Genomic DNA, 20,044 nt, shown 5'->3' with positions numbered 1-20,044 from the left:
GGTTGCGCGGGCGCGTCGCGGGTCAGGCGGCGGCCAGCAGTTCGGGTTCGGCGGTCAGGCTGTAGCGCGTGAACGTGCGGTTCAGGGCGGGCAGGGGCGCCACTTCCATCAGGCCGGCGGCGGGCTCCATGATCACCATGGCGACCGTGGCGGACAGGTTGTCGTGGCTGCCGGGACGCGGCGGGCGGCAGACGGAATAGGGCGAGCCGAAATCGTCGAACAGCGCGCGCTTCATGTCTTCGCGCGTGAGCTGCTGCTTTTCGTTCAGCAGGCGGCGCACGCGCCAGTCGCGGTAGGCGCTTTCCGGGGTGCTGGCGCGGCCGGTGTCGCGCAGCTTGCCCAGGGCCACTTCGCTGACCCAGTGGTTGGCGTGCACGATCAGGTCGTCGTTGCCCGGATAGATCGGGAAAGCCTCGTCGGTGGTGCATTCGAAGTCCACGCCAAAGCCCGCCGCCATGCCGATCATGATGTTGTTGGAGCAGGACTTGGGCGTGGTGGCGACGGCCTTGATGGCCAGCGCGAAATGCGCCTGTTCCAGCACCTTGCGGCGGATCAGCGACAGCGGCACGCCGAGTTGGCGGAAGTCGCGGTCGGATTCCAGGTAGTTGGCGGTGATGGACACGCCGGCGCTGTTCAGCCCGCTGCGGGCCAGGCCGCCGGCTTCCACGAAGGTCAGGATGTCCGGGCCGTTGTCGTTGCGCACGCGCAGCACGATGGCGGTCTCGGCGCATTCGGCGCGCCAGTCCCAGTTCTGGCCGTGGATCAGGTTGCCGTTGGCCGAGCGGGTGGGCAGGATCAGGGCGCCGGTGCAGCCGTCGCCGGGCTCCAGTTCGGCGGCCTTCTTCTTTTCGGCGCGCGCCTTGGCGACCACTTCGGTGCGGGCGTTGACCATCACGATGTCTTCGAACGGCACGTCGGCGCCGGCCGCGATGCCGCGCATTTCTTCCAGGTAGTGGGGCGCGAAGTCCTCGATCTCGCGCGCGAAGTGGGCGATGAGCTGGGTGCGCGCCATGGCGTCGTAGCCCAGGTCGACCAGCGTCTGGCCGTACATCGCGGCGCTTTTGCGCACGCGGGCGGCGGCCTGCTGGCCATAGGAACGGCCACGGGCTTCTGGCGCGCCGGAAACCGATACGAAGGGGAATTGGGTGGTCTGGGTCATGGACGGGTAGCGGCGCCGGGCGCCGTGAGGACGGAAGGAGGGGAATCGATATGACGAAAATGTTAGCTTATTTTGGCGCCAATATTGCTCAGGGTTTACACCCAATGAAGAACGGCCGCCTGGCGCCAGGCGGCCGTTCGTTCAGTCGGGCCGTGCGTGTTCGGCAGCCAGTTGCGCGCCGGTCTTGAAGCCGGCGCCCGCCGCGCGGAAGCGCTCCAGCAACTGCTCCACCTTTTGCAGGCGGGCCGCGCGGCCGACGCCGTTGTCGGCGCGCGGATGCAGGGTCAGGCAGGCGTAGCCGTCGGCCGCCAGCAGCGCGTCGCCCTGTTCGACCCAGTGCGCGTAGGCGCGGTCCTGCGTGACGCGGCGGCTGAAGTGCGTGGCGTCGCACAGGCCTTCGCTCCACGGCAGTTCCACCATGCCCGGGCCGCCATCGGCGTCCAGGGCATAGGGGGCGTCGTCGTCGATGGCGCTGCTGTCGTAGCGGTAGCCCAGTTGCTGCAGCAGCGGCACGGTCCGCGGCGTAAAGGCGCCGCCGGTCCAGCGAAAGCCCTGCGGCTGGGCGCCTGCCAGCCGCGCCAGCCGGTCGCGGGCGCGCTCGAGCACTTCGCCTTCGCGGTCGCCCAAGGCGCCCAGGTCTTCATAGGCATTGCCTTGGGAAGCGGCTTCGTGGCCGTCGCGCAGGCTTTGTTCCAGCAGGCCGTGGCAGCGTTCGGCCTCGAACACCGGCCAGAAGAGCGTGGCGCGGATGTCTTGCCGGCGCAGCATGTCCAGCACGCGCGCCAGGCCGCCGCCATAGGCGTAGCGGCCGTGCGCGTCGCGCCCGTGCAGCGCCGTTTCAGGCTGGGTGGCGGCTTCCGGGCCGATGCCTTGCACATTGAGGGTGACCAGCACGGTCTTGGCGGCGCTCATGCGCTCCTCCAGTTCTCGGGATGGGCAAGGCAGTGGCTGGCCAGCGCCTGCAGGGTCATGACGTGCACGTCGGGCTGGGCGGCCAGGTAGGCCAGAAAACGGTCCAGCGCGGCGGCGCGGGCGGGCGTGCCGGACCCGCCGGCAGCCTTGGGATGCACGGTCAGGTGCACGTAGCCTTCCGCCTGGCGCAGGGCTTCGAACTCCTGCACCCAGTTGTCATAGGCCTCGGCGGCCAGGCTGTGGCCCGTGAAGTAGAAGGGGTAGTCGTCCAGCGACACGGTGTTGTTGGGCAGCATGATGAAGTCCGCCGCGCCGCGTCCGTCGTCGGGCAGGTAGGGCCGGTCCTGGTCTTTTTCGCTGGCGTCGTAGCAGTAGCCGAGCTTGCGCAGCGTGGGCAGGGTGCGGTGGCTCTTGCGCCCGGATGGCGAGCACCAGCCCACGGGCGTCACGCCCAGTTCCTGCTGGATGATGCGGTGGGTTTTCTCCAGCAGCGCGGGTTCTTCGTCGCCCAGGTCCCAGGCTTCGTGCAGGTAGCCGTGCGCGGCGATTTCGTGGCCGGCCGCCAGGATGTCGTGGAAAACGGCGGGGTAGTGCTCCACGTCATAGCCGCAGGCGAAGAAGGTGGCGGGCATGCGGTGGCGCGCCAGGATCTCCAGGTGCCGCGGCACGCCGCGCCGGATGGCGTAGCGGCCCGCGGTGTAGAGGCCGGCCGGGAACTGCTTGCGGCCCACCTCGACGGCGGGGCCGTCCACGTGGACGGTGACGCAGGCCACGGCGCGCACCGGAGCGGCGTCGGCGGCCCGCAGCCCTTGCGCGCGCAATTCGCGGTCTAGCGGCAGCCAGGGATTGGCGTCGGTGCCGGGCGGGACGCCATAGGGAATCCGTTGCATCAGGTGGCCTTGATGTTGGCGTTCTTGATCAGGCTGCGCCACTTCTCGCTTTCCGTCGCGACAAAGCGGCCCAGCGCTTCAGGCGTGCCGCCATGCAGCTCCAGCCCGTTCTGCGTCAGCTGGGCCAGCGCCGGCTGCTTGAGCGCGCTTTGCACGGCGCCGTTCAGCGTGTCGACGATGCTCTTAGGCGTGCCGGCAGGCACGAACACGCCGTTCCAGCCGATCGCCTGGTAGCCCGGAAAGCCGGACTCGGCCACGGTAGGCACGTCGGGCAGGGCCTGGGCGCGCTGCGCCGAGGTCACCGCCAGCGGGCGCGACTTGCCGCCCTGGATGAACTGCTGCTGGTTGATCACCACGTCCATCAGGATGGGGAACTGTCCGCCCAGGAAATCGTTCACGGCCGCCGCCGCGCCCTTGTACGGCACACCGGGCAGGTCCAGGCCGGCCGTGGCCTTCAGCAGTTCCATGGCCAGGTGCGCCGAACTGCCGTTCTGCGTGATGCCGTAGAAGTACTTGCCCGGATTGGCCTTGATGATCGCCACCAGTTCCTGCAGGTTGCGCGCCGGAAAGGACGGATGCACGACCAGCACGTTGTTGTAGTAGCAGACCATGGACACGGGCTCGAAGTCCTTGATCGGGTCGTAGGCGATGTTCTCGTACAGGCTCTGGTTCACCGTGTGCGTGCCGGTGGAGCCCAGCGCGATGGTGTAGCCGTCCGGCGCGGACCGCGCCGCCTGCTGGGTGCCGATGATGCCGGCCGCACCCCCCTTGTTGATGACGACGACGCTTTGCTTGAGCGCCTCGCCGATGCCCTGGGCCAGCGGGCGGGCCACCAGGTCCGTGCCGCCGCCGGCGGGGAAGGGCACGATGAACTGGATGGGACGCTCGGCCGGATAGCCCGCGGCCCAGGCCCGGCCCGGGCGCGCCACGGCCGCGCCGGCCACGGCGGCAGCCGTGGCCGCAAGGAAGTGGCGGCGGCTCATGCCGCCCCGCGGCGGGTTGCCGCTGCAAGACTGCTTCATACATTTCCCCTAGGGTTTTGTTATCGCATAAATATCATTATTCGATAAAAAACTAGACTTACCAATTAGTATTTATCTATAAATGATAAAAATACGAAAGATGATAGCCTTGGACTTGTTGGGAAGGAAGCATCGATAGCCTGGCTCGATGAGGCCCCCGGCCCCGCAAAAGCGCTGTGATACGCTGCGCCGGTCCCGCGTTGTTCCTTGTCCCCGAACCCCATGTCCACCCTGAAGCGAGCCCTAGCGATTCTTGACCTCTTCAGCCTCGACACCCCGGTGCTCACGGCCGAAGACATCATTTCCCGCCTGTCGTACTCGGCGCCCACGGGCTACCGCTACATCCGGGACCTGTCGGACCTGGGCTATCTGCTGCGCATGACGGGCGGCGGCTACAAGCTGGGGCCGCGCATCATCGAACTGGACCACCTGATCATCGACGGCGATCCGGTGCTGGGCGTGGCGCGGCCGATCATGCGCGAGGTGGTGGACCAGGTCGGCGGCGACGTGCTGCTCAGCGTGATCCACGGCCTGCGCATCCTGAACATCCACCACGAACGCGGCCCCGATGCGCTGGGCATCCCCCACGGGCGCGGCCGCGCGCATCCGCTGTTTCGCGGCGCCACGGCCAAGACCATCGTCGCGTTCCTGCCGCGCAAGGATCAGCGCAAGCTGTACGAGGGGCATGCTGAAGAAGTCCGCGCGCAGGGCCTGGGCGACACGCTGGCCGAATTCACGGCCAGGCTGGACACGATCCGCGTGCAGGGTTTTTATCTGGGGGTGGGAGAGATCTCGCCGGAGCGGGCGGGCATCGCGGTGCCGGTGTTCCAGGAAGACCGCCGCATCTTCGGCGCGCTCACCGTCACCTTTCTGGCGACGCGGCTGAACACGATTGCGCAGGACAAGACTACGGCGCTGCTGCAGTCCGCCGCCCGCCGCATCGAGTCGCTGGCGCTGGCGACGCGCATAAAGGAACAGGCCCCCGCGCCGTAAGCGCCGGGGCCTGCGTTTTCCGGCAAGGCGCCGGTCTACGGGGTCTGCCGCGCCGCTTGCGGAGCGTCCGCGGGCGATCCCATCGCCTGGAACAGCGCCGCCGTTTCCGTCAGGCGGTCGTTGGCGTATTCCAGTTCACGCAGCCGCGCCGCGACGTAATGCTGCTCGGCCGCGTACTCCGTATAAGGCGCGAGCGCGCCCAGCCGCACCCGGCTGGCCGTGTTGCGGTAGGACAGCTCCGCCGCGCGCCGCGACGCTTCGGCCGACGCCAGCGCCTGCCCGTCCGCGTCCAGGCGCGACAGCGTGTCGGCCACGTCGCGGAAGGCGGTCAGCACGGTCTGCTTGTATTGCAGCACCGAGGCCTCGTACCGCTCCTTGGCCGCGCTGCGTTCGGCCAGCAGCGCGCCGCCATGGAAGATGGGCTGCGTGAGCGACGCGCCGATGGCCCAGATGGAGCCGGCGCCAGAGAGCGCGTCGGCCCAGCCGAAGCCGCCCTTGCCCATGGAGGCCGACAGCGACAGGCTGGGAAAGAGTTGCGCGGTGGCTACGCCCACATCGGCCGCGGCGGCTTGCACCACGGCTTCGGCCACCAGGATGTCCGGGCGTGCGGCCAGCAATTCGGACGGCACCACCACCGGCACCTGTTCGGGCACGGCCAGCGTGGCGAAGGCCAGATCGGGTGGCGCCTGATCGGGGCTGCGGCCCAGCAGCACCGCCAGCGCATGCCGCGTGGCGTGCCAGCGCGCGCGCAATCCGGGCAGCGACGCCTCCAGCGTGGCGGCGTCCTGGTCGGCGTCCAGGGCATCGTTCTGCGATGCGGAGCCCAGTTCGTAGCGGCGCTGGGTGTCGCGCGCCACCTGCCGCAGCAGCACCACCTGCTTTTCCGTCAGCGCCACGCGTTCGGCCAGCGAGGCCGAGGTGACGGCGCCGGTGACGATATTGCCGGCCAGCGAGCGCCGCGCGGATTCCAGCTGGAACGCCTGCTGCTCGACCTGCGCCGCCAGCGAGGCGTTGGCGAAGCGCGCGGCGCCGAACAGGTCGAGTTCGTAGGTGGCCTGGATCTGGCCGGTGAAGACGTTGTAGAGCGCCGTGGGCTGGGGCAGGTTGGGCATCGTCAGCGCGCGGTTGCGCGTGGCGCTCGCGCCTGCGTCCACCGAGGGCAGCAGCGAGGAATTCACCTGTCCGCGCAATTGTTCGCGCGCGCCGGCCAGGTTGCGTTCGGCGGCCGCCAGGTCCGGGCTGTTGGCCAGGCCTTCTTCAACCAGGGCGTTCAGCGCCTCGGAACCGTAGCGCTTCCACCATTCGGGCACGGGCTGCGCGCCCCGCTCAAAGCGCTGCGCCACGCCCTGGGCGTCGGCGCCGGCGGCGGGCGCCGGCTCCACGCCGTACTGCGCGGGCTGCGCCACGGCCGGCGGCCTACTGTCCGGCGCGAAGGCGCAGGCGCCCAAGGCCAGCACCAGCGGCAAGGCGGCCAGCCGCCAGGGCGTGGGATAAGTATGCATGCTCATCGTCAGGCTCCTCGTTCCACCGTGTCGCCCGCGTTGGCGCCGGGCGGCACGCCTTCCGGCTCGTCGCGTTCTTCATGGCGCACGCGGAACCAGGCGGCATACAGCGCGGGCAGGAAGAACAGCGTCAGCACCGTGGCGCTGGTGATGCCGCCCATGAGGGCGGTGGCCATGGGGCCGAAGAAGTTGCTGCGCAACAGCGGGATCAGCGCCAGCACCGCGGCCGCGGCCGTCAGCGTGATGGGGCGGAAGCGCCGCACCGTGGCGCCGACGATCGCGTCCACCCGCTTGTGGCCCGCGCTGATGTCCTGCTCGATCTGATCGACCAGGATGACGGAGTTGCGCATGATGATGCCGAACATGGCGATTACTCCCAGCATCGCGACAAAGCCGAAGGGCTTGCCGAACAGCAGCAGCGCGGCCACCACCCCGATCAGCCCCAGCGGCGCCGTCAGCACCACCATCAGCACGCGGGCGAAGCTCTGCAGCTGCACCATCAGCAGCGTCAGCACCGCAACCGCCATCAGCGGCATCTGCGCATTGATGGACGACTGCCCCTTGCCGCTTTCCTCGACCGGGCCGCCCACTTCGATGCGGTAGCCGACAGGCAGTTCGGCGCGCAGGGCGTTGAGCTGCTTGTCGATGGCATGCGTGACGTCGATGCCTTGCGAGCCGCTGGCGACATCGGCCTGCACGGTGATGGTGGGCTGGCGGTCGCGTTCCCAGATGACGCCGTACTCGAGGTCGTAGCGAACCTGGCCCAGGCTGCCCAGCGGCACCGGGCCGTTGGGCGTGGGCATGGCCAGGGTGGCCAGCCGGGCGGGGTCGACGCGCTCTTCGCGCGGCGCGCGCAGGCTGACGTTGATCAGCTTGTCGCGCTCGCGGTACTGCGTCACCGTGTAGCCCGACAGCGTCATGGCCAGGAAATCCGAGATGTCGCTGGAGCTGATGCCCAGTTCGCGCGCCTTCTGCTGGTCGATCTCGAAGCGCACCGACCGCTCCGAAGGCTCGTCCCAGTCGAACTGCACGTTGGCCGAACGCTTGTCGGCGCGGACCTCGGCGGCGACCTTCTCGGCAAGCGCGCGCACCTCGGGAATCTTGTCGCCGCTGACGCGGAACTGCACCTGGTAGCCGACGGGCGGTCCGTTCTCCAGGCGCGACAGCCGGCTGCGGATGGCCGGGAAGTCGCTGCGCAGCATGGGCTCCAGCCACTGCGCCAGCTTTTCGCGGTCTTCCACCGAGTGCGTGGTGATGACCAGCTGGGCGAAGTTGGGGGTGGCCAGCTGCTGGTCCAGCGGCAGATAGAAGCGCGGCGCGCCGGTGCCGACGAAGCTGACGGAATGGTCGATCTCCGGCCGGCCCTCCAGCGCCTTTTCCAGCCGTTCCACCTGACGCAGCGTGGCGGCGAACGACGCGCCTTCCTGCAGGCGGACGTCCACCAGCAGTTCGCTGCGGTCGGAACTGGGGAAGAACTGCTGGGGCACGAACTTGAATCCGGCCATCGACACGACGAACACCACTACCGTGGCCGCCAGCACCAGATAGCGGCGGTCCACGCACCACGCCACCCAGCCGCGCAGGCGCCGGTAGAAGCGGGTGTTGTAGATATCGTGCTCGTGGTCGTCGGGAAGATGCGCTTCGCGCTTGCGCTCGGGCAGGAGCCGATACCCAAGCAGCGGAATCAGCACCACCGCCGCAAACCAGGAGGTGATCAGCGCAATGGCGGAAACCTGGAAGATCGAACGGGTGTATTCGCCGGTGCTGGACTTGGCCAGCGCGATGGGCAAAAAGCCCGCCACCGTGACCAGCGTGCCGGTCAGCATGGGGAAGGCGGTGCTGGTGTAGGCGAAGGCCGCGGCGCGCGCGCGGCTCCAGCCCTGCTCCAGCTTCACGGACATCATCTCCACCGCGATGATCGCGTCGTCCACCAGCAGGCCCAGCGCCAGCACCAGCGTGCCCAGCGACACCTTGTGCAGGCCGATGCCGAACATGTCCATGAACAGCGCGGTGATGGCCAGCACCACCGGGATCGAGATCACCACCACCATGCCGGTGCGCAGCCCCAGGGACACCAGGCTCACGGCCAGCACGATGGCGACCGCCTCGGCCACCGAGCGCAGGAAGTCGTCGACCGAGTGCGACACCGCCTGCGGCATGCTGGAGACTTCCGTCAGCGCCAGCCCCGCCGGAAGCTGGGCCTTCAATTCCTCGAACTTGGCGCCCAGCGACTTGCCCAGGCGCACCACGTCCTGCCCGGGCTGCATGGTGATGCCGATGCCCAGCACCGGTCCGCCGGCCAGGCGCATCTGCTGGGCGGGCGGATCGTCGTAGCCGCGGTGGATCGTGGCGATGTCGCCCAGCCGGACGGACTTGCCGTTCACCCGGATCAGCGTGTCCGCCAGGGCGCGGCTGTCGGGGTACTGCCCGGTGGGCCGGACGAAAATGCGGTCGTCGGCGGTGGTCAGCGTGCCGGCGCTCTCCACCGCGTTCTGCGTGTTGATCGCCTGGGCGATCTGCTGCGGCGACACGCCCAGCCGGGTGAGCTGGGTATTCGTGATCTCGATGTAGATGTGCTCGGGCTGGTCCCCGAAGTAGTCGACCTTGGCCACGCCGGGCACGCGCAGCAGCACCGTGCGCAGCTTGTCGGCATAGTCGTGCAGTTGCGCCGGCGAGAAGCCGTCGCCCTGCAGGGTGTAGATGTTGGTGTAGACGTCGCCGAACTCGTCGTTGAAGAACGGGCCCTGCACGCCCTGGGGCAGCGTCGCCCGGATGTCGCCGACCTTCTTGCGGACCTGGTACCACTGGTCGGCCACCGTGTTGGCGGGCGCCGAGTCCTTCATCGTGTAGAAGATCAGCGATTCGCCGGGGCGCGAGTAGCTGCGCAGGAAATCCGTGTTGGACGTTTCCTGGAGCTTCTTGGCGATGCGGTCGGTGACCTGCTCCTGCACCTGCTGCGCGGTGGCGCCCGGCCAAAGGGTCTGGATGACCATGACGCGGAAGGTGAACGGAGGATCCTCGGACTGCGCCAGCCGGGAATACGACAGTACGCCGAACAGGGTGACCAGCGTGATGATGAAGATGACCAGCGGCTGGTGGCGCAGCGCCCAGGCCGACAGGTTGAACCTGCCTTCCTCGTGGCGATGCGAGTCGGCGCCGGCGTCCTTGTCCGGCGCGCTCATGACTTGAAGTCCTCGGGATGCAGCGGCGGCACCGGCCGGACTTTTTCGCCCGCGGATACGGTGTGCACGCCTTGCCAGACCACGCGTTCGCCGGCCGCGAGCCCCTGCGACAGGGTCACGGTGCGCGCGTCGTAGCGCAGCACTTGCACGCGGCGCAGCTCCAGCGTGTCTTCCTGCGGCTTCACGACCCAGATGGCCGGTTCGGGGCCGTCATGGAACAGGGCGGTGGCGGGCACGGTATAGGTGGCGCGGCCGTTGGCCGAGCGATTGTCGAAGCTGATGTTGGCGGTCATGCCCAGGCGGACCTCGGGCGACGGCGACTCCAGCGTGAGCTTGGCCCGGTAGGTGCGGCTTTGCGGGTCGGCGGCCGGCGCGATCTCGCGCAGCACCGCGGCGAAGGTCTGGCCGGACAGGGGGCCCAGCGTGACGGTGGCGCGCTGGCCGATCGCCAGGCCGGCCAACAGGCTTTCGGGCACGTCGCACAGCGCGTCGACATCGCCCGACCAGGCCAACTGGTAGACGGGCGTGGCCGCCTCGACGTTCTGCCCGGTATCGGCCTGCTCGGCGGTGATGAGGCCGGCGTGGTCGGCCTGCAGCGTGGTGTATTTGAGCTGGTCCGCCGACAGCGCGGCCTGCTGGGCCGCCTGGTCGCGCTGGGCCAGCGCCGAGGCATAGGCGTTGCGGGTCTGTTCCAGCTGCGTTGCGGCGATGAGGTTCTCGCGCGCCTGGGCGCGGTCCCGGTCCAACTGCTGGCGCGCGTATTCCAGCTGATGCTGGGCGGCCGACAACTGCGCGCGGGCGGCGGCTGCGTTCTTGGCGGCGTCGGCGGGGTCCAGCTTGGCCACGACCTGGCCGGCCGCGACGGTGTCGCCCAGCCGGACGTGGCGCTCGATGATCTTGCCGCCCACCCGGAACGACAGCGGCGTGCTGTAGCGCGCCTGCACTTCGCCGGGCAGGGTCCAGGCGGGCAGGCTTTCGTCCGCCTGCGCGGGCATGGCGACGACGGGGCGCGGGGCGGGCGCCGGCGCCTCCTTGCGGCCGCAACCGGCGATGGCCACGGCCAGCGCCAGCGCGGCGGGCAGCGCCAGCAGGCGCGTCCAGCGGCGGGCGGAGTAGGGGGAGGGAAGCGGCGCTGCGGCGGCAGCGGCGTTGCGGGCGACGGTGCGCGCGCAAGGGCCAGGACAATTCACGAAACACCTCGCGGCGCGGAAATGGGCGTAAGAAAGGGCGAGCCAGGCTCGATACGGTCTGAATTCTAATACAGGTATGTATCTGGATTCAATGTTGAATCTGAAAGGCGCGCCAATGCTAAACTCGCGCCATGTCAAAAGTCCGCCTAACCCGAGAGCAGAGCCGTGACCAGACGCGTCAGCGCCTGCTCGACGCCGCGCAATCGATCTTTCTTTCCAAGGGCTTCGTCGCCGCCAGCGTCGAAGACATCGCGGAGCAGGCGGGCTATACGCGCGGGGCGTTCTATTCGAATTTCGGCAGCAAGTCCGAACTGTTCCTGCAGCTGCTCAAGCGCGACCACGAGAGCGTCATGGCCGACATGCGGGCCATCTTCGAAGACGGCGAATCGCGTTCGCAGATGGAAGCGCGCGTGCTCGAGTACTACAGCACCCACTACCGCGAAAACGACTGTTTCCTGCTGTGGATGGAAGCCAAGCTGCAGGCCGCGCGCGATCCGGACTTCCGAGTGGGTTTCACGGCCTGTCTGCGCGAACTGCGCGAGGCCACGACCGAATACATCCGCCAGTTCTCGGCGCACGTGGGCACGCCGCTGCCGCTGCCGGCCGAACAGCTGGCAATGGGCTTGCTGGCCTTGTCGGACGGCATGCAGTTCAGCTACGCCTTCGACCCGCAGGCCGTCACGCCCGAGATGACCGAAGCGGTGCTGGCGGGCTTTTTTCGCCGCGTGGTCTTTGGCGACCCCAAGCCCGAATAGGGCCGCGAGCCGCTATTCCAGCAGCTCCGAAATCTCGATCAGGTTCAGGTCCGGGTCGCGCAGGTAGACCGAGCGGATCTTGCCGGTGGTGCCCGTGCGCGGCACCGGGCCTTCGATGATTTGCGCGCCCGCCTCTTTCAGCCTGACGATCGCCTCGTCCAGCGGCCGGTCGGCGATGAAGCACAGGTCCAGCGCGCCCGGCACGGGCAGGTGGGCCTTGGGCTCGAACTCATGGCCGCGCACATGCAGGTTGATCTTCTGGTTGCCAAAACGCAACGCCTGCCGGCCGGCGCCAAAGGTCTCCAGGCGCATGCCCAGGATGCGGGTGTAGAAATCCACCGTGGCCTCGGGGTCGGTGCAGGTCAGGACCAGGTGATCCAGGCGATCGATCATGAATGTCTCCAGGCGGCGCAAGGCGCGGGCTGCGCGGCGGATCCGCGGTTTCGATTGTCAGCCGGCCCAAGCCCGTGATAGTAATACCGGCAGCGCACCGGTCGGGCTGAGGGGGCCAGCGCCATACTTCGCGACCCTTGGGCGTAAGGAGTGGCAGCATGACTTCGGAATCCCGACCGCGCACGACCATCAACCGGCCCGTTTTCTTCACCTCGGCCCTGTTCACGCTGATGCTGGTGGGATTCGCGATCATCGCGCCCAAGGCGGCCCAGGACCTGTTCGAATCGGTGCAGGCCTGGATCCTCGGCAACGTCAGCTGGTTCTACATCCTGGTGGTCGCCATCATCCTGCTGTCGGTCGCGTTCCTGGCGATCAGCCGCTACGGCGACATCAAGCTGGGCCCCGACCACAGCGAGCCCGACTACCGCAACTTCACCTGGTTCGCCATGCTGTTCTCGGCGGGCATGGGAATCGGCCTGATGTTCTTCGGCGTGGCCGAACCCGTCATGCACTTCATGTCGCCGCCGGTGGGCGAGGGCGGCACGGCGGCCGCGGCGCGCGAGTCCATGAAGATCACCTTCTTCCACTGGGGCCTGCACGCGTGGGCCATCTACGCGGCGGTGGCGCTGACGCTGGCCTTCTTCTGCTTTCGCCACGGGCTGCCGCTGACCTTGCGCTCCGCGCTGTATCCGCTGATCGGCAACCGCATCCACGGGCCCATCGGCCACGCGGTCGACATCTTCGCCATCATCGGGACGGTGCTGGGCGTGGCGACGTCGCTGGGCCTGGGCGTGGCCCAGATGAACAGCGGCCTGAACCACCTGTTCGACATCCCGGTGGGGGTGACGACGCAGATCGTCCTGATCGTCATCACCTGCGGCCTGGCGACGCTGTCGGTGGCAAGCGGGCTGGACAAGGGCATCCGCATCCTGTCCGAAGTCAACATGGTGCTGGCCGTGATCCTGCTGCTGTTCGTGCTGGTCATGGGCCCCACGGTGTTCCTGTTCCAGACCTTCGTGCAGAACACCGGCGCCTATCTGTCCGACATCGTCGGCAAGACCTTCAACCTGTACGCCTACGAACCCACCGACTGGCTCGGCGGCTGGACGCTTTTCTACTGGGGCTGGTGGATTGCCTGGTCGCCGTTCGTCGGGCTGTTCATCGCGCGCATTTCGCGCGGCCGCACCATCCGCGAATTCGTCTGCGGCGTGCTGCTGGTGCCGGCGGGCTTCACCCTGTTCTGGATGACGGTGTTCGGCGACACGGCCATCCACTTCATCCTGATCGGCGGCGTGAAGGACCTGGCGCAGGCCGTGGACGCCGACAGTTCGCTGGCGCTGTTCGCCTTCCTGGAGCTATTGCCCTGGAGCAACGTGATATCCGTCTTCGCCATCGCGATGGTGGCGGTGTTCTTCGTCACGTCCGCCGACTCGGGGGCGCTGGTGGTGGACCTGCTGGCCTCGGGCGGCGCGGACCGCACGCCGGTGTGGCAGCGTATCTTCTGGTCGCTGTCGATGGGAGCGGTGGCCATCGCGCTGCTGCTGGCCGACGGCCTGACCGCCCTGCAGACCGCCACCATCGCGAGCGCGCTGCCGTTCTCCGTCATCCTGCTGCTGTCCTTGTGGGGGCTGTTCAAGGCGCTCAAGCTGGACGCGACCAAGCGCGGCATACGCTACCAGTCGCTGACCCTGTCCCGGCCCGCGCGCGGCGGGCAATCCTGGGAAAGGCGGCTGCGCAACATGGTCATGATGCCGCGGCGCGCCCATGTGCTGCGCTTCATCTCCGACGTGGTGCGGCCGGCGTTTGACGATGTGGCGGAGGCGCTGCGCAAGCAGGGCTACGCCGTGGACGTGCGCGAAGACGAGGAAGACGGCAGCGCGATCCTGGAGGTGTTCCATGGCGAGCACCTGGATTTCTCCTATGCCGTGCAGCCGCTGGCCTTCGTGCGCCCCAGCCTGACGCCCGACGAGGCCGCCGACGAGGAAGAGCGCAAGTACTTCCGCGCCGAGGTCCACCTGCGCGAGGGCGGGCAGGACTACGACATCATGGGCTGGAGCCGCGACGCCGTGATCGGCGACATCCTGGACCAGTACGAGCGGCATCGCCACTATCTGCACATGGTGCGGACCTAGCCGTCCGCTCCCGACTCCCCGAAGCCGCCAGGGTCTGCCTGGCGGCTTTTTTATTGCCCATAGCGCCTCCCTATCCTGAGCATTGCTTAAGCCGCTTTGACGAAAAAGCCGGAATCGTGGATTATCCAAGAATATTCTTGTTTAAATAAAGAGAGCGAATCATGAAGGCGAGATCAGGGGCGTTGACGGCGGGCGCCGTGGCGCTGGTGGTGGCGGGCGCGGGGCTGTACTGGAAATTCGGCGGGGTGCAGCAAACGGGCGGCTGGGCGATGGCGCCCGCCAAGGTGGCGGTGGCGGCGGCCGTGCAGGCCGACTTCCCGATGGCCCTGAGCGGCATCGGTTCCCTGGAGGCGACGCGCCAGGTGCTGGTGCCGGCCGAGGTGGACGGCCGGGTGGCCCGGATTCTGTTTACGCCGGGCGAACAGGTAAAGGCCGGCCAGCTGCTGGTGCTGCTGAACGACGCGCCCGAGCAGGGCGAACTTGCCCGCCTGCAGGCGCAAGCCCGCAATGCGCGGGCCCTGCTGGAACGCACCCGCCGCCTCGTGCCCCAGCAGGCGGCCACGCGCGAGCAGCTCGACCAGGCCCAGGCCGACTACGACCAGGCGGCCGCGGACATCGCGCGGGTGCAGGCGCTGATCGACCAAAAGCGCGTCAAGGCGCCGTTTGACGGCGTGCTGGGCGTGCGCCGGGTGAACCTGGGCCAGTTCGCCCGGGCGGGCGACCCGCTGGTGTCCCTGACCGACGGCTCCTCCATGTACGCCAACATCACGCTGCCCGAGCAGGCGCTGGGCGCGCTGCGCACTGGCCAGCCGGTGACGATCACCGTGGACGCTCACGCCGGGCGCGAGTTCGAGGGCAGGGTGACCACGGTGGAGCCGCAGGTGGATCCGGGCACGCGCACCGTGCGCGTGCAAGCCCTGTTTGCCAACGCCGACGGCGCCCTGGCGGCCGGAATGTTCGCGCATGGGCGGATCGGCCTGCCGGACCGCCCCAACGTGATCACCGTGCCGGAGACCGCCGTCAGCTACAGCGCCTATGGCGATTCCGTCTATGTGGTGGCGCCGCCCAAGCCGGGCGGGCAAGCCGCGGACCCGACTGTCAGGCAGGCCTATGTGAAGACGGCCGAGCGCCTGCGCGGCCGGGTGGTGGTGACCGAAGGCCTGCAGGCCGGCGACCGGGTCGTGACCTCGGGCCAGCTGCGCCTGCACAACGGCGCGGCGGTCGAGATCCTGCCCGGCGATACGGTGGCGCTCGGCAATGCGAAGCAAGCCGTGGCGCAAGCCCGGTAAGGCGCGGAGGCGGACATGAAATTCACCGATCTCTTCGTGCGCCGGCCGGTGCTGGCCCTGGTGGTCAGCACGCTGATCCTGCTGCTGGGCATCAAGGCGCTGAGCGGCCTGCCCGTGCGGCAGTACCCGCTGACCGAAAGCACCACCATCACCATCACCACCCAGTATCCGGGCGCATCGCCCGACCTGATGCAGGGCTTCGTGACGCAACCCATCGCGCAGTCGGTGGCCACCGTCGAGGGCATCGACTACCTGTCCTCGTCGTCCACGCAGGGCCGCAGCGTGATCACGGTGCGGATGAAGCTGAACGCGGACTCCAACAAGGCCATGACCGAAGTGATGGCCAAGGTCAACGAGGTCAAGTATCGCCTGCCGCAAGACGTCTATGACCCGGTGCTGGTCAAGTCCGCGGGCGAGGCGACGGCCGTCGCCTACGTGGGCTTTTCCAGCACCGACCTGTCGCTGGCCGCGCTGACCGACTATCTGTCGCGCGTGGTGCAGCCGCAGCTCTCGTCCATCGACGGGGTGGCCAGCGTGGAGCTGTACGGCGGGCAGAAGCTCGCGATGCGGGTCTGGCTGGACCCGGACCGCATGGCGGCGCGCGGCATTTCGGCGGGCGAGCTGGCCGGCGCGCTGCGCGAGAACAATGTGCAGGCCGCGCCCGGACAGGCCAAGGGCCTGTACGTGGTGTCCAACATCCAGATCAATACCGACCTCGTCAACGTGGCGGAATTCCGCGACCTGGTCGTCAAGCGCGACGGCGGCGCGATCGTGCGGCTGGGCGACGTGGCCACGGTGGAACTGGGGGCGGCGTCCACGGATTCCAGCGGCCTGATGGACGGCGAGCCTGCGGTGTACTTCGGCCTGAACGCCACGCCGGTGGGCAACCCGCTGGTCATCGTGAAGCGCTTGAATGAGCTGCTGCCCAACATCAAGCAGAACCTTCCGCCCGGCACCAGCGTGCAGGTGCCGTTCGAGCTGGCCCGCTTCATCAGCGCGTCGATCGACGGCGTGACCCGCACGCTGCTGGAGGCCATCGCCATCGTGGTCGTGGTGATCTTCCTGTGCCTGGGATCCCTGCGCGCCGTGCTGATCCCCGTGGTGACGATCCCCCTGTCCATGCTGGGCGGAGCGGCCGTCATGGCCTTGTTCGGCTTCAGCGTGAACCTGCTGACCTTGCTGGCCATGGTGCTGGCCATCGGCCTGGTGGTGGACGACGCCATCGTGGTGGTGGAAAACGTGCACAGGCACATCGAGGAGGGCAAGTCGCCCGTGCGCGCCGCGCTGATCGGCGCCCGGGAGGTGGCCGGGCCGGTGATCGCCATGACCATCACGCTGGCGGCGGTCTACGCGCCGATCGGCCTGATGGGCGGGCTGACGGGGTCGCTCTTCAAGGAATTCGCGTTCACGCTGGCAGGCGCGGTGGTCGTGTCGGGCGTGATCGCGCTGACCCTGTCGCCCGTGATGAGCTCCTTCCTGCTGAACAGCCGCGTGTCCGAAGGCTGGATGGCGCGCCGGGCCGAACATTGCTTCGGCCGCCTGGGCGAGGCCTACGGCCGCGTGCTCGATGTGTCGCTGCATCACCGCTGGGTGACCGGGCTGGTCGCCGCGGCGGTGCTGGTCAGCCTGCCGTTCCTGTACAACGCGGCCCAGCAGGAGCTGGCGCCGGTCGAGGACCAGTCCACCGTGCTGACGGCGATCAAGTCGCCGCAGCAGGCCAACATCGACTATGTGGAGAAGTTCGGCAAGAAGTGGGACGACGTCATGAAGACCCTGCCCGAACAGAAAGGGCGCTGGCTCATCAACGGCTCCGAAGGCGTGTCCAACAGCATCGGCGGCGTGGACTTCGTGGACTGGGAGGAACGCGCGCGCTCGGCCGACGAGATCCAGGCCGACATGCAGTCCATGGCCAACCAGATCGAAGGCAGCAACATCTTCGCCTTCCAGCTGCCGTCCCTGCCGGGGTCCACGGGCGGCCTGCCCGTGCAGATGGTCCTGATGAGCGCGTCGGACTACTCCGTGGTCTACGAGGCCATGGAAGGCATGAAGAAGGCGGCGCGCGAAAGCGGCCTGTTCATGGTGGTGGACAGCGACCTGGACTACAACAACCCGGTCGTGCAGCTGAAGGTGGACCGCGCCAAGGCCAACAGCCTGGGCGTCACGATGAAGGCGATCGGCGACACGCTGGCCGTGCTGGTGGGCGAAAACTACGTCAACCGCTTCGGCATGGACGGGCGGTCCTATGACGTCATTCCGCAAAGCCTGCGCGAACAGCGCATCTCGCCCGAGTCGCTCGCGCAGTACTACGTCAAGAGCGCCAGCGGAGCGCAGGTGCCGCTGTCCAACATCGTGTCGGTGTCGATGGGCGTGGAGCCCAACCGGCTGACCCAGTTCAACCAGCTGAACGCCGCGACCTTCCAGGCCATTCCCATGCCGGGCGTCACCATGGGCGACGCCGTGCAGTTCCTGGCCCGGCAAGCGCAGGCGCTGCCGGCCGGCTTCAGCTACGACTGGCAATCGGACGCGCGCCAGTTCAGTCAGGAAGGCTCGGCGCTGATGATCACCTTCATCTTTGCCATCATCGTGATTTACCTGGTGCTGGCCGCGCAGTACGAAAGCCTGCGCGACCCGTTCATCATCCTGGTGAGCGTGCCCATGTCCATCTGCGGCGCCCTGATACCGCTGGCGCTGGGCATGGCCACCGTCAACATCTATACGCAGATCGGGCTGGTGACGCTGATCGGGCTGATCAGCAAGCACGGCATCCTGATGGTGGAATTCGCCAACGAGATGCAGGTCAGCCACGGACTGGACCGGCGCGCCGCCATGGAGCAGGCCGCGCGGATCCGCCTGCGTCCCATCCTGATGACCACGGCCGCCATGGTCATGGGGCTGATCCCGCTGCTGTTCGCGAGCGGCGCGGGCGCCCACAGCCGCTACAGCCTGGGGCTGGTCATCGTCGTGGGACTGCTGGTGGGCACGCTTTTCACGCTGTTCGTGCTGCCCACCGTCTACACCGTGTTTGCGCGGGATCACCGGGCGGCGAACGACACGCCGCGCGCCCGCGAACTGGCAAGGGCCGAGGCCGAGGACGCGCAGGCGTCCGCCGCCGCGGTCCAGCCCTGAAGGAATCGATCATGAATACGCTACATCTCTCCGCGCGCCTGCGCCGCGCCGCCACGGTGCTGCTGGCCGCGCTGGCCGCCGCGGGCTGCGCCGTCGGGCCGGACTACCGCAAGCCCCAGCCCGCGCCCGTGGCCCTGGCCAGCCCCGAGCAGGCGCTGTTTTCCACGGACCAGTTGCAGCGCGACTGGTGGAAGCAGCTGCAGGATCCGCAGCTGGACCGGCTGATCGCCCTGGCTCTGGCCCGCAATCACGACATCCGCATCGCCCAGGCCCGGCTGGCCGAGTCGCGGGCGGCGCTGGACGAAAAGGAACTGGACCAGTTGCCGGCGGTGACCCTGGGCGGCCGCTACGAGCGCAGCCTGTCGCAGGCCAATCCCGGCGTCGCCGGGCAGCGCAACCTGGCCCAAAGCTACCGGGCCGGCTTTGACGCCGCCTGGGAGCTGGACCTGTTCGGCCGGCTGCGCCGGGCGGCCGAAGGCGCGGCCGCGCGCAGCGAGGCCCAGGCCGCGGATCTTGCCCAGGCCCGCATCGTGGTGGCGGCCGAAGTGGCGCGCAATTACTTCGAGCTGCGGGGCGCCGAACAACGGCTGGCCGTGGCCCGCGCCAACCTGGACAGCCAGCGCGACAGCCTGCGCGTGACCCAGGCCATGGTGTCGGCGGGGCGCGGCGACGAAGGCGACCTGGCCAGCGCGCGGGCCGAGCTGGAAACGGTGCTGGCAAGCGTGCCGGTGCAGGTCACGGCCAGGCGGCTGGCGCTGTACCGCATTGCGGTGCTGGCCGGCCTGCGGCCCGTGGAGCTTGGCGAACTGGACGCGGGCAAGCCGCTGGCGCCCCTGGCCGCCCGCCTGCCCATCGGCGACGCGGGCGCCTTGCTGTCCCGCCGTCCGGATGTCCTGGCGGCCGAGCGCAACATGGCCGCCGCGAACGCGGACGTGGGGGTTGCGACCGCCGAGCTGTATCCCCGCATCGACCTGGGCGGATTCCTGGGCTTTGTCGCGCTGCGCGGGTCCGACTTCGGCTCGGCGGACAGCCGAGGCTTCAGCGTGGCGTCGGGCGTGAACTGGCCGGCGTTTCACCTGCCCACGGCGCTGGCCCGCAAGCGCGGGGCCGTGGCGCGTTCCGAGGGCGAAGTGGCGCGCTACGAACAGGCGGTGCTGCGCGCGGTGGAGGAGCTGGAGTCGGCGCTGACCGAGTACGGCCAGACGCAGCAGCGCCTGGGCAACCTGGCCCAGGCCGCCGCGCACAGCGCGCGGGCGGCGGACCTGGCCAGGCTGCGATACCGCGAAGGAAGCACCCCTTATTTGACGGTGCTGGACGCGCAGCGTACGCTTTTGCGCGCCCAGGACGCCGTGGCTGTGGCCGAAACAGAGTCCTACACCCGCCTGATCGCGCTATATAAGGCGCTGGGGGGAGGATGGGAGGCGCCGCCCGAATCGGCGGCGGCCGACTTGCGGCCGCCCGCCGCCGGCTGACCTCGGGCCCCCGTTCGTGGCACCATA

At 68.6% G+C, this 20,044-nt stretch carries 14 protein-coding genes; 6 read left to right on the top strand and 8 right to left on the bottom strand.

Annotation, left to right across the window (positions count from 1 at the left end; translation table 11 throughout):
* Positions 1-22: 22 nt before the first annotated feature.
* The 4 genes from ACFWP0_RS18575 to ACFWP0_RS18560 form a co-directional block, all read right to left on the bottom strand.
* Positions 23-1,159: a C45 family autoproteolytic acyltransferase/hydolase gene (locus ACFWP0_RS18575; protein ID WP_377844440.1), complete on the bottom strand. Its 1,137-nt coding sequence runs from the start codon at positions 1,157-1,159 to the stop codon at positions 23-25.
* A gap of 141 nt (positions 1,160-1,300) precedes the next feature.
* A complete protein-coding gene (locus ACFWP0_RS18570; RefSeq protein ID WP_377844438.1) occupies positions 1,301-2,071 on the bottom strand; it encodes a polysaccharide deacetylase family protein in 771 nt (256 codons plus the stop codon).
* The gene (locus ACFWP0_RS18565) at positions 2,068-2,961 is read right to left on the bottom strand and encodes a polysaccharide deacetylase family protein (protein ID WP_377844436.1); all 894 of its coding nucleotides are present in this window, start codon (positions 2,959-2,961) and stop codon (positions 2,068-2,070) included. Before ACFWP0_RS18565 ends, ACFWP0_RS18570 begins: the two co-directional genes overlap by 4 nt.
* Positions 2,961-3,983, bottom strand: coding sequence for a Bug family tripartite tricarboxylate transporter substrate binding protein (locus ACFWP0_RS18560; RefSeq protein WP_377844434.1), 1,023 nt, complete (start codon positions 3,981-3,983; stop codon positions 2,961-2,963). The genes ACFWP0_RS18565 and ACFWP0_RS18560 overlap by 1 nt, the downstream gene beginning before the upstream one ends.
* A 222-nt stretch (positions 3,984-4,205) precedes the next feature.
* Between ACFWP0_RS18560 and ACFWP0_RS18555 the strand changes: the two genes are divergently transcribed.
* On the top strand, positions 4,206-4,976 hold the full coding sequence (locus ACFWP0_RS18555; protein WP_377844433.1) for an IclR family transcriptional regulator: 771 nt from the start codon (positions 4,206-4,208) through the stop codon (positions 4,974-4,976).
* A 35-nt stretch (positions 4,977-5,011) separates the two neighbouring features.
* Here the strand turns inward: ACFWP0_RS18555 and ACFWP0_RS18550 are convergent, their stop codons facing one another.
* The 3 genes from ACFWP0_RS18550 to ACFWP0_RS18540 are packed head-to-tail and all read right to left on the bottom strand — an operon-like array spanning position 5,012 to position 10,850.
* The gene (locus ACFWP0_RS18550; RefSeq protein WP_377844431.1) at positions 5,012-6,484 is read right to left on the bottom strand and encodes an efflux transporter outer membrane subunit; all 1,473 of its coding nucleotides are present in this window, start codon (positions 6,482-6,484) and stop codon (positions 5,012-5,014) included.
* A gap of 2 nt (positions 6,485-6,486) precedes the next feature.
* On the bottom strand, positions 6,487-9,660 hold the full coding sequence (locus ACFWP0_RS18545) for an efflux RND transporter permease subunit (RefSeq protein WP_377844430.1): 3,174 nt from the start codon (positions 9,658-9,660) through the stop codon (positions 6,487-6,489).
* Positions 9,657-10,850: an efflux RND transporter periplasmic adaptor subunit gene (locus ACFWP0_RS18540; RefSeq protein ID WP_377844428.1), complete on the bottom strand. Its 1,194-nt coding sequence runs from the start codon at positions 10,848-10,850 to the stop codon at positions 9,657-9,659. The genes ACFWP0_RS18545 and ACFWP0_RS18540 overlap by 4 nt, the downstream gene beginning before the upstream one ends.
* 131 nt (positions 10,851-10,981) lie before the next feature.
* Between ACFWP0_RS18540 and ACFWP0_RS18535 the strand changes: the two genes are divergently transcribed.
* Entirely contained in the window at positions 10,982-11,605 is a 624-nt protein-coding gene (locus tag ACFWP0_RS18535) for a TetR/AcrR family transcriptional regulator (RefSeq protein ID WP_377844427.1), read from the top strand.
* 12 nt (positions 11,606-11,617) lie between these two features.
* Here ACFWP0_RS18535 and ACFWP0_RS18530 read toward each other — a convergent pair whose 3' ends face one another.
* Positions 11,618-11,998, bottom strand: coding sequence for a VOC family protein (locus ACFWP0_RS18530; RefSeq protein WP_377844424.1), 381 nt, complete (start codon positions 11,996-11,998; stop codon positions 11,618-11,620).
* A 158-nt stretch (positions 11,999-12,156) separates the two neighbouring features.
* Between ACFWP0_RS18530 and ACFWP0_RS18525 the strand changes: the two genes are divergently transcribed.
* From ACFWP0_RS18525 to ACFWP0_RS18510, 4 genes are all read left to right on the top strand, one after another.
* On the top strand, positions 12,157-14,130 hold the full coding sequence (locus ACFWP0_RS18525; RefSeq protein WP_377844423.1) for a BCCT family transporter: 1,974 nt from the start codon (positions 12,157-12,159) through the stop codon (positions 14,128-14,130).
* A gap of 161 nt (positions 14,131-14,291) precedes the next feature.
* A complete protein-coding gene (locus tag ACFWP0_RS18520; protein ID WP_377844421.1) occupies positions 14,292-15,419 on the top strand; it encodes an efflux RND transporter periplasmic adaptor subunit in 1,128 nt (375 codons plus the stop codon).
* A gap of 15 nt (positions 15,420-15,434) precedes the next feature.
* Complete coding sequence (locus tag ACFWP0_RS18515; protein ID WP_377844419.1) at positions 15,435-18,545, top strand: MexW/MexI family multidrug efflux RND transporter permease subunit; 3,111 nt, start codon at positions 15,435-15,437, stop codon at positions 18,543-18,545.
* An 11-nt stretch (positions 18,546-18,556) separates the two neighbouring features.
* Complete coding sequence (locus ACFWP0_RS18510; RefSeq protein WP_377844417.1) at positions 18,557-20,017, top strand: efflux transporter outer membrane subunit; 1,461 nt, start codon at positions 18,557-18,559, stop codon at positions 20,015-20,017.
* Positions 20,018-20,044 lie beyond the last annotated feature (27 nt).

Source organism: Achromobacter sp. NPDC058515 (assembly GCF_042721735.1).
Lineage (GTDB): Bacteria > Pseudomonadota > Gammaproteobacteria > Burkholderiales > Burkholderiaceae_B > Achromobacter.
This window is presented reverse-complemented; position numbering and strand designations above follow the sequence as displayed.